Here is a 10,284-nt window from a genome sequence, read left to right as displayed (position 1 = left end):
GCGTCGGAGAGCTTGTCGCGCAGTTCGGGCACGCCCAGTCCGGTGCGGGCCGAGGTGGCGAGCACCGTGACCTCGGACAGGCCGTCGCGATGCAGCAGGCGCTCCAGGTCCGCGAGGCACTGGCGCTGCTGGTCGGGGGTGAGCCGGTCGGCTTGGTTGAGGACGACGATCGTCACCGCGCCGTAGTTCTTCATCGCCGCGACGTAGTCGTCGTGCAGGCGGGCGTCGGCGTACTTCTGCGGGTCGGTCACCCAGACGAAGACATCGGCGAGCCCGATCACGCGTTCGGCCTCGGCCCGGTGCGCGGCCTCGCGGGAGTCGAAGTCCGGCAGGTCGAGTAGCACGAGTCCGTCCAGGGCGCTGCCCTCGGAGTCCGGCACCTGGTGGCGGTGGGGCACGACGAGCCAGTCCAGCAGCGGTCCTGCCGGGTCGTCGCCCCAGATCGCGGCGGCCATCCGCTCGCTCACCTTCGTGGCGATGGCCCGTGCGCGGGCGACCTGGTCCGGGTCCAGTTCGGCGCCGCCGGCGTCGACGGCGGAGCGCAGCGCGTCGGCGTGCTTGGTGAGATCCTCGGCGCTCACGCCCTTGTCGCCGCGGCCGAACAGGGGGCTCATCGAGCGGCCTGCACGGCGTCCAGGGCCCTGGAGAGGCGTTCGGTCTGATCGGCGGCGACGGTCCGGGCGCCCACGGCGTCGAGGAAGCGGGTGCGCTCGGCCTCGATGACCTCGTCGGCCCGTCGCAGGAGGGCGGCGCGGGCCTTGGCCGCCATGGTCCGCACGGCCTGGTCTCCGAAGATGGCCTCCAACACCCGCTGGGCAAGGACCGAGGTGCCGCCGGCGATGCCGGCCTCCGCGCCGGTCAGCCCGCCGGTGTGGGCGAAGGTGACGAGCATCAGGAACAGGCCGATGCCGTTGATGCCGTATGCCGCGACCCGCGCGTTGGTGCGCCGGTCCTGGCCTTCGCTGCGCACGAGGTCGAGGACCTCGTCTTGCCAGGTCCGCACCGCGGCGTCCACCCGGGGGCCGAGGTCGCTGCTCGGCTTGGCCAGTTCCGGGTGGGCGTGCAGGATCTCGGCACCGGCCGGCAGGGCCCGCCATTCGCGGGCCACTTGAGCGGCCGCCGTCGCGGCGTTGGCCTCCATCAGCTGGGCGACCCCGACGTGCAGCGCCTCCTCGACATCCGCCGGCGCGTTGGCGTGCCCACGGAACGCGCCGGTGATCCTGTCGCGCAGCTTCGAGACCCCGGACTCGACCTTGCGGAAGAACTCGCCGGTCCCGACGAAGTCCTGCCACCGCGCGAGCACCTCGCCGCGCAGCAGTTGCCCGTCGCTCATCCCGTTCTCGACACCTCGGCGGGAGTCGTCGAAGGCGCGGTTGACGATATCGGTCAGGTCGGCGGTGACGCGTTGCTGGGTGCGGCTGGCGGTGACGAGTTCCTCGGACCGGGAGTCGAGGGAGGCGAGGGCCCCGGTCAGGGTCTGGCGGACGACGACCTCCCGGGCGGTCGCGTCATTGGCCAGGTCGGTCAGCCACGACCGCAGCCGCGCCACGTCGGTCTCGGGCAACAGCCCGTTGCCGTCGAGGGTGGTCTCCGGAATCGGGAAAACGGGTGCCGTGCCCAGGCCCTGGGCGCGCAGCATGTCCACCAGGTGCGGGCGCACCTCCGCCATGACCTCCGGCGGCACCCGGTCCAGGATGATCGCCACGGCCGTGCCGCGATCGGATGCCTGGCGCAGCAGATCCCAGGGGACGGCATCGGCATACCGTGCCGCGGTGGTGACGAAGAGCCACAGGTCCGCGGCCGAGAGCAACTGCCGCGACAACCCGCGGTTGGCCGAGACGACGGAGTCGATGTCCGGCGCGTCCAGCAGCGCAAGACCGGCGGGCAGTTCGCGCGACTCGGCCAGCCGCACGGTCCCCTCGGCGTCGTCCCCGTCGCCGGTGACCCGGCTCAGTTCGGGCAGCACCCGCTGGTCGGTGAACCAGTGCCCGTCGTCGGGGTGGTGGATCAGCACCGGGCTGGTCGTCGTCGGCCGGATCACTCCGGCGCGGCTGACCTGCCGGCGCAGCAGCGAGTTCACGAGCGTCGACTTGCCCGCGCCCGTCGACCCGCCGATGACAGCGAGCAGCGGCGCGTTGATCGAGGACAGGCGGGGCAGGATGTAGTCGTCGAGCTGGCGCAGCAGCGCCGCCCGGTTGTCCTTGGCCTCGGCAGTGCTCGGCAGGTCCAGCGGCAGCACGCTGGCCGCCACCTGCTCCCGGAATTCGCGAACGGCGGCCAGGAGCTTGGCCGGGTCGTCCATGGTCGCGGTCACGAGGGTCAACCTTAGACGAGAGGAATCCGCAGCGCCCCCGGCAGGACTCGAACCTGCGACCTCGGGATTAGAAGGCCCTTGCTCTATCCAGCTGAGCTACGGGGGCTGGCGAAGAACAAGAGTAGATCAGCCCGAGCAGTGACTATCTGGGGTCGGCAAGGCGGCGCATCGCGAGTTCCGCCAGCAGCAAGGCCCCGTCGGGCACCACCGCGTCGTCGAAGCTGGCCCGCGGGGAGTGGTTGTCGGGCGCGCTGCCCGGTTCGTCCGCCGGGCAGGCCGAGAGGAAGACATAGGCCGACGGCACCCGCCCCGCGACGAACGCGAAGTCCTCCGCACCCGCCTCGGGGTGCGGCATGTCGACATACCGCTCGGCGCCGAAGATCTCCTCGACGGTGGCCCGCAGGAAGGCGTACTCGGTCTCGTCGTTGATGGTGACCGGATAGCCCATCAGCCACGTGACCTCCGCGGTGAGGCCGTGGGCGGAGGCGATGCCCTCGGCCACCCGGGCGATGGCGGTATGGGCAGTGCGCCGTTGCTCATCGTCGAAGGTGCGCAGCGTCAGTTCGAGGACCGCGTCGTCGGGGATGATGTTGTCCTTGGTGCCGCCGGCGATCTTGCCGACGGTCAGCACCATCGGCTCCATCGCGTTGAACTGGCGGGTGACCATCAGCTGCATCGCGAGCACGATCTCGCAGGCGACGGGCACGGGATCCTTCGCCAGGTGCGGCTGCGAGCCGTGTCCGCCCTCGCCGACGATCTGGATCACGGCCTCGTCGGCCGCCGCCCCCGCCATGAGCGGGCCCGGCCGCCCGAACCAGGTGCCGAGCCGCTCCCCCGCGGCCGCCACGTGCAGCGCGTATGCCGCGACGACCGGCACCCCCGCGGCGTCCAGGAGCCCTTCGCGCAACATGACCTCGGCCCCGCCCGGTCCCTCCTCGCCGGGCTGGAACATGAAGATGACGTCGCCGGCCAGCTCCGCCCGGCGCGCGCACAGCAGTCTGGCGGCGCCGACCAAGCCGGCGACATGCAGGTCGTGCCCGCACGCGTGCATCAGGCCCGGCTCCTGAGATACGAAGTCCAGCGGCAGGTCCTCGGTGACGGGGAGGGCGTCCATGTCGCCGCGCAGCAGCACCGCCCGCCCCGACCCCGCGCCACCACGCAGCACGGCCACCACGGACGTGCAGTCCCGGCCGCGGGTGATCTCCAGCGGCAGACCGGCCAGCGCGTCGACGATCCGCTGCTGCGTGGCCGGATTGTGCAGGCCGAGTTCGGGGTGCCGGTGCAGGTCCCGGCGTAAGGCGATGATGTCGCCGGCGAGGTCGGCCGGCACGGCGGGCGTGGTCATCGTCCGCTCCCGATGAAGGTGCGGCGGGCCACGGTGAGTTCGTCGAGCAGTTTGCGCTCGGCGGTCAGCGCGTGCGCGTCGGCGGCCTGGTGGTACATCCGTTGCCGCAGCAGGCCCAGTTCCGAGGCGGCATCCTGGAACTGGCGCATCGCCTTCAGGCCGGTGGAGCCGGCGTTGGTCTTGGCCCACACCCGGGCCTCGCGGCGGTGACCCATCGAGGAGAGCATGATGACCTCGCTCGGGCTCAGCCAGCCGGCATCGGCATACGGGCTCAGGTGGCGCCCGATCAGGCGCCCCTCGCGCCGGCGCGCCCAGATGACCAGACCCACAAACGCGCAGAATACCGGCACCCCGACGAGGAAGTAGCCGACGAGCAGCCCGGCGCCGCCGGTGACGGCGGACAGGTTCCACAGCCCGTGGGCGAGCATCGCGAGCACCCAGCCGGTGATCGGGGCGACGATCCGCACCCCGGTGCTGCGGGCGGTGGCGGCGATGCCGATCCCGATGCCCGTCAGGCAGGTGAACATCGGGTGCGCGAACGGGCTCATGATGCCGCGCCCCACGAACGTGGCGGCGAGCACTTCGCCGCCCCCCGCGGCATACCCCTGCCCGAGGTATTGGATGTTCTCGGTGAACGCGAACCCGGCGGCCGTGATCCCGGCATACACCAGCCCGTCGATCAGCCCGTCGAACTCGCGCCGCCGCAGCCGCCACACGATGAGGACGAGCAGCCCCTTGAGGGTCTCCTCGACGATCGGGGCGACGACGACGGCTGTCGTGGCCATCGCCGACGTGGGGTCGCTGGCCGACTGGATGACGAGCATCGCCCCCGTGTTGAACAGGGCGGCGAGCACCGATGCGACCAGCGCGCCCCAGAGGAATGCGAAGACGAGGTACTTGGTCGGCTCGGCCTCGAACCGGTCCAGCCACAGGAAGGTCGGCACGACGACCCCGAGCGGCAGCGCGGCGAGCAGGAGCGCGAGCAGCGCCGTCATCAGCCCGATCGAGGCTTGGAAGTATGCCGCGAGCGCCAGGGCGGCGATCGTGAAACCGGCGATGATCAAGCCGGTGAGCAGCCAGCCGCGAAGGGCGCGGCGGGAGGTGTGCCCGCCTCCTTGGGGTTGATAGCCCGGGTCGTATGCGGTCGGCTCGGCCAGGTGCCCAGGCACCTGGGAGGGCGGCGCGACCGGCGCCTGCTGCCATGACATGCCCCAGAGGCTAGTTCACGCGCATGCGTCACGCGGTGCGGCCGTAAGGTTGTCCGCGTGACAGACCGGATATCGACGACGGCCACCGACCGAGCGGCGAAGGATCGCATCGTGTGGATCGACTGCGAGATGACGGGCCTGTCCCTCGAGCACGACGCGCTGATCGAGGTCGCTGCGCTCGTGACCGACTTCGATCTCAACCAGCTCGGCGACGGCGTGGACCTGGTCATCAAGCCCCCGCAGTCGGCGCTGGAGCAGATGAACGACTTCGTCACCCGGATGCACACCGACTCCGGCCTGATCGACGAGCTCGACGGCGGCATCAGCCTGCAGGAGGCGAGTGCGCGGGTGCTGGATTACGTGCGCACCTGGGTTCCGGAGGCGCGCAAGGCGCCCCTGGGCGGCAACAGCGTCGCCACCGATCGCGGGTTCCTCGCCCGGGACCTGCCCGAGCTGGACGCGTGGCTGCACTACCGCATCATCGACGTCTCCTCCATCAAGGAACTCTCGCGGCGCTGGTACCCGCGCGCGTACATCAACTCGCCCGAGAAGAAGGGCGGCCACCGGGCGCTGGCGGACATCCGCGAGTCGATCGCGGAACTGCGCTACTACCGCGAAGCGGTCTTCATGCCGCAACCCGGACCGGACACCCCGACGGCTAAGGCCATCGCCGCCCGCTACCAACTCGACTAGGGCGAGGGGGGTAAAGCGAAACCGCCAGGCGGGACCCGGGTCCGGCCTGGCGGTTCTTCGTGGGGTGCCTGAGTAGTACGTTTGGCAACTCCGCCCCCAAGACAAAAACCCTGGTCACCCGCCTAGACCGTGGGGTCTACGAGGTCTCCCGTCGCCCCCAGAGTAGCGCACCGAAGGACGATCGTGGCCCCGTTGTGAGGACTGTCGAGACGGCTCAAACTTTTCTCACCGCGGCCGAGGTGGACGCGCTCGTCGGCGACTACCTCGCTGGGATGAGCGTCAAGGCGCTCGCTGAGAGGTACGGCATCCACCGCGCCACCGTGTTCTCACACCTGCGTCGTCGCAACGTGCCGAGCCGCCGTCCGGGGCTGGCGATCGACGAGAAGGCGGGGGCCGTGCGCCTCGCCCGGGCCGGGGTCTCGATGCGCGCGATCGGCCGTCGGATGGGCGTGGGCCGTAAGGCCGTACGCGCTGCCCTGGTCGAGGCGGGATTCATCGTGGACAAAGCGAGCGATGACTCGTAGCTGCGGTTCCGAGTTGCCGATCCGTCGGTAGCGCTCGGCCCACCTCGTCGGTAACGAGCGCCGAGAGGAACCGATGACGGCCAGCTTGAGTGATGTCGCGAGAGACGAACGCACCGCGAGGATGGTGCTGTCGATGCTCGTCGAACCCAACGACCCGGTGACAGGACGCATCTTGTCCAGGCTCGGAGCAGTCGAAACGCTTTGGCTCGCTGAGCACGACGGCGCAGTAGTCGGGCTGAGCTCTGTGGACGCGCAGGTCTGGCGCGACCACCTCAGCACGCCAAGCGCAAAGGAACTGACCGCGCGCATCGACCAGGTAGGCGTGGTTCGCGTGCCGTCCTCGGGTCATCGCGACGTAGAAGGTCTCCCTCGTCGAGGTCGGTTCGACCAGGACGTGCGCGGTATCGGTCGTGATGCCCTGGGCTCGGCAGGCGGTGACTGCGTAGCCGAGATCGACGTGCTCGGCCACGTACGAGGCCGGGAGGACGATGCTGCCGCCGAACCTGTGCCCACGCCTGCGAGTCCTGATGGTTCCGTCGTCGCGAACAACGGTGCCGGTCCCGTAGTCGCGTGCGATGGTGATGGTCCCGTCGTCGCCGACAGCGGCTATTGTCCAGATGTCGCCGTTGCGCACCCAGTCCCGCCCGGCCAGGGTGCGGAGGTTCCGGTTGTTCTGTCGCGTGATGATAGTGTCGCCAACCCCGGCGGCGGTGCCGTCCCGCAGTTCGACTTCACGGTCTGGGGTCAGCGTCTTGTTGAGGATCAGGTCGGCGCGGGCGCGACGGTTCAGCGTGGTCACGTCTTCGTGGGTTCGGCGATCAGCACCGAGACGAGTCCGGCGTCGCGGTCGGCGCGCCAGACGTTGTAGGCCGTGTCGGTCATGGCCTCTGTGTTGCCGTCGTGGATGCGCTGTTTGGCGAGGTAGGTGTCGATGGCCTGGGTACGTCTGTGGCGTAGCTCGAGTGAGGCGGTCTTCTCCCAGGCGTGGGTGAAGCGGTGAACGTCGACCAGCTCGGGGGTATCGGACCTGTCTCTGGCGATCATCGCGAACGCGCCGCCCGCGTCCACGGATTGCAATTGGGCGTAGTCACCGACCAGCAGCACCTTGGCACCAGCGTCCTGGGCGAGGTGGGTGATGCGGTCCAGCGACAGGGTGCCGGCCAGAGATGCTTCGTCGATGATGACGAGCTGGCCCGTCTCGAACGTGGTGCCGTGGATGAGGTGGTTCTGCCACCACTTCACCGTATTCTCGGTCGCGATCCCGAGATCGTCGGCGAGGACTTGGGCAGCAACCGCTGACGGCGCGAGCCCGACGACACAACAGGAGCGCATCATGCAGTTCGGCATCACCCGGTGCCGTGCTCGGCTTCCCAGGCGCGGCGGAGTGCGTTCATGGCGGTGGTCTTGCCCGCCCCGGCGGGACCGACCAGCAAGTCGAGCATCCGTCCTGACACCGCGATCCGGATCAGGGCATCGGCTTGGTCGTCGCCGAGCATCCGACCGTCCGCGTCGGGTCTGCGCGTGATCTTCTCAACGGTTGCCAGAGCCACCGTCGGACCGGCCAGGTTCGCTGCTCGTTCGAGAAGTCTGTCCTCGGCCGCGAGCTGGGACTCGGACGTAAACACGGTCGAACTCTTCGGCCGGAACACCGAGGTGCCGTCGGGCCGACGGAACACAACCGGGGAGGCGGCGAGTTCGGGCGGCGTCAGGCGAAGGGAGACGAGTTCGGCTGCGTCGGCGACCATCGCGACGATGGCCTCCCGGTCCTGCATGGTGGCGAAGCGCCAGCCATCGTCTGCCGGGATGCCTCGGCCATGAGATTCCATCGCCGCCAGGTCGAACGCTTCTCGCCGACCACTTCGACGACTGAACGCCCCAGCTCGCCGATCACGTCGAGCGGCACATCATCCGCGCGCAGGAGCATCGGCTTGTCGTTGTCGGTGATCTCGCGTGCCCACGACGTCGCGTCCTGGCCGAGGGTATTGCTCGCTCGCGTTCGCCACTCGGCGGCGTTCGATGGTTGGCGTCCGTGCTGGGCAACGTACTCGTCGATGAGCCGGTTCTTCTCCGCGTCGATGTGGCGGGCGCGGGTAGAGAACTCTGTGACCAGCTCTTCCGGGACTCCTGTGATCGCCCATGCTGGGTTCCGATCCCGACCCATCTCGCGTGCCTCCCAGGAGACGCCGAAGGTGCGCGTCATGTGGTCGGCGAACACGGCTTCGTGCAGTTCGGACAGCGCCACAACGGCGGCGTGCATCGGTCTGCCGTCGAGCGACCGCCACTTCCCATCGAGGACGGTCTTGGCCTTGTTGCTGATGACGACGTGCGTGTGAAGGTGGGGGTCGCCGGCGCGGGAGTCGAAGTGATCGAACGCGGTCGCGATGAGCCCTGTGACATCGACCTGTGCAACCGCGCCGTCTCCCGCGGTTGCGCCGGTACGGGTGGCTGCAACCTCACGTTCCATGAACGCAACCACCTCCGCAACCGCTCGATGATGCGCCTCTCCAATGAGTGCCTGGACCCCGGCGTCGGCGACGGCCCACAGCACCGATGCGGATTTCGGAATCGAGAAGGTGAAGTCGAAGCCCGCCACCGCACGCCGTGTGCTCCGGGCAGTTTCCTCGGCCACGACCTGCGCGACCGCTTCGCCCTTGGCCCCAGGTGTCAGCGTCTGGTCAAGAGCAGCGATCCGTGCCTCGATCCGCTGCTCCTGGCTCTTGTACGCCGGGAAACCCAGGCCGAGCTTGTCGCCGGTGATCGGATCGCAGCCCGTGCCTATCAGGAGCTGGAGTTGGTCTTCTGATACTCGCTCGCCCAACTGAATCTCGCCCTTGCCGAGGGAAGCTACCCCCCGCGCCGAGCCAGCGACCAGGTGGGGTGCCTCCTTCCATGTAGTAGCGGGTGAGCGGCGTCGAGAGCGGCCGGTTGCCGTCTGCGGCCACGACCGTCTTGAGCAGGTACTTGTAGCCGTCACCCGCCGACATCACACGCATCGAAACCGTCATGCGCACCTCCGCTCCTGCCGGGCAGGTGCAGCCCCCGCCCCCGGTGACTTCCACGGCGGTAGCGCCCGGCTCAACCTCGACCTGCAAGACGCGTGTGACCTCGGAGGGTGGTCGGAACGGATGCCGGGGGCGGAGGCCTCGGGTGGCGGCGAGCGGTGGCTCGGTTGAGCAGCGGGCGCGTGTCGGAGTCGTGCACCTGACAGGTGACCAGCTCGGCATCAACTCGTGCGAGGCGATGCCGGGGACGACCGTCACCGGAGCGGACTTCATGCACGACCTCGACGCCAGCGGCGAACCACGACTCAGGATCGGGTCGCTGTTCAGTGGCTACGGCGGCCTCGACCTCGCCGTCGAGCACGTCTTCAACGCCAAGACCGTGTGGTTCTCCAAACTCAACGAGCCAGTCGCCCGCGTCTTCGCCCACCATTGGCCCGAGGTGCCGAACCTCGGTGACATCACGACCATCGACTGGAGCCAGGTCAAGCCCGTGGACATCCTCATCGGCGGATTTCCGTGCCAGGACGTGTCCACCGTCGGGAAGCGCGCCGGCCTTGCGCCAGGAACACGGTCGGGGCTCTGGGCACACATGGCCGCAGCCATCGACGCGCTCCAGCCCGAGTGGGTCGTCATCGAGAACGTCCGCGGGCTGCTGTCCTCACCAGCGACGCGGCCACCCGCAGAAGGAGACGACCATGAACCACGCAACCCAGGCGATGCAACCCCCGACGGCGCAACCCTTCGCGGCCTGGAATCCGACCCGTGGCATCTGGGAGACAACGCAACTCGACCTCTACGGGCTCTCGGCGCCGTTCTCGGCGATCTGGCCGACCTGCGGCTGGATGCACGATGGATCGGCCTACCGGCTTCCCTTGTCGGCGCTCCTCACCACCGCTTCCGCATCTTCGCCCTCGCCCGGCGCACTGTTCCGCACCCCGCTGGCAACCGACTCATCTCGCGGAGGGGAAACGGGCTCTTCCCAAAGGAGAGTGTGGGTTGGGTGTGCGCGTCGCTGCTTGGTTGAGGGTCGAGGCCTTCCGATGATGGAGGTTCCTACGCCTTCGATCTGGAAGACCTCGACATGGCTGACGTTACCTTCACGCGCCCGGATCTGGACACCTTCGCCGGTGTGGACGGCTTGGGGCTGGTCATTACCGGGCAGCGGATCGAGGTGGGCCGGGCGGTGCTGGCGTGTCGG

Annotated in this window: 6 protein-coding genes, 1 tRNA gene and 2 pseudogenes; 3 read left to right on the top strand and 6 right to left on the bottom strand. The window is 69.2% G+C overall.

Going from position 1 to position 10,284, the window contains the following annotated elements; translation table 11 throughout:
* The 5 genes and pseudogenes from BN11_RS24490 to BN11_RS26385 form a co-directional block, all read right to left on the bottom strand.
* A pseudogene (locus BN11_RS24490) lies at positions 1–614 on the bottom strand (ABC transporter); the annotation flags it as partial.
* Positions 611–2,314, bottom strand: a complete 1,704-nt coding sequence (locus tag BN11_RS20465) for a dynamin family protein (protein ID WP_235435570.1) — start codon at positions 2,312–2,314, stop codon at positions 611–613. The pseudogene BN11_RS24490 and the gene BN11_RS20465, both read right to left, overlap by 4 nt.
* 32 nt (positions 2,315–2,346) lie before the next feature.
* Positions 2,347–2,420 (bottom strand) — tRNA-Arg (locus tag BN11_RS20460).
* Positions 2,421–2,456: 36 nt separating this feature from the next.
* Positions 2,457–3,659 (bottom strand): M20 metallopeptidase family protein, encoded by a 1,203-nt coding sequence (locus BN11_RS20455; protein WP_048700277.1) that lies wholly within the window; start codon positions 3,657–3,659, stop codon positions 2,457–2,459.
* The gene (locus BN11_RS26385) at positions 3,656–4,867 is read right to left on the bottom strand and encodes a PrsW family intramembrane metalloprotease (RefSeq protein ID WP_083433920.1); all 1,212 of its coding nucleotides are present in this window, start codon (positions 4,865–4,867) and stop codon (positions 3,656–3,658) included. The genes BN11_RS20455 and BN11_RS26385 overlap by 4 nt, the downstream gene beginning before the upstream one ends.
* Positions 4,868–4,924: 57 nt before the next feature.
* Between BN11_RS26385 and orn the strand changes: the two genes are divergently transcribed.
* Positions 4,925–5,560: an oligoribonuclease gene (gene orn / locus BN11_RS20445; RefSeq protein WP_407667996.1), complete on the top strand. Its 636-nt coding sequence runs from the start codon at positions 4,925–4,927 to the stop codon at positions 5,558–5,560.
* A gap of 194 nt (positions 5,561–5,754) precedes the next feature.
* Positions 5,755–6,084 (top strand): helix-turn-helix domain-containing protein, encoded by a 330-nt coding sequence (locus tag BN11_RS20440; RefSeq protein WP_235435569.1) that lies wholly within the window; start codon positions 5,755–5,757, stop codon positions 6,082–6,084.
* 313 nt (positions 6,085–6,397) lie between these two features.
* Here the strand turns inward: BN11_RS20440 and mobF are convergent.
* A pseudogene (mobF, locus tag BN11_RS20435) lies at positions 6,398–9,089 on the bottom strand (MobF family relaxase); the annotation flags it as partial.
* Between the two features lie 190 nt (positions 9,090–9,279).
* Here mobF and BN11_RS20430 point away from each other — a divergent pair.
* Positions 9,280–10,110 (top strand): DNA cytosine methyltransferase, encoded by an 831-nt coding sequence (locus BN11_RS20430; protein ID WP_235435568.1) that lies wholly within the window; start codon positions 9,280–9,282, stop codon positions 10,108–10,110.
* Positions 10,111–10,284 lie beyond the last annotated feature (174 nt).

Origin of the sequence: Nostocoides australiense Ben110, from assembly GCF_001050535.1 — a bacterium.
Classification (GTDB): domain Bacteria; phylum Actinomycetota; class Actinomycetes; order Actinomycetales; family Dermatophilaceae; genus Nostocoides_A; species Nostocoides_A australiense.
Note: the sequence above shows the minus strand (reverse complement) of the source record. Positions and strands in the feature narration are given on the sequence as shown.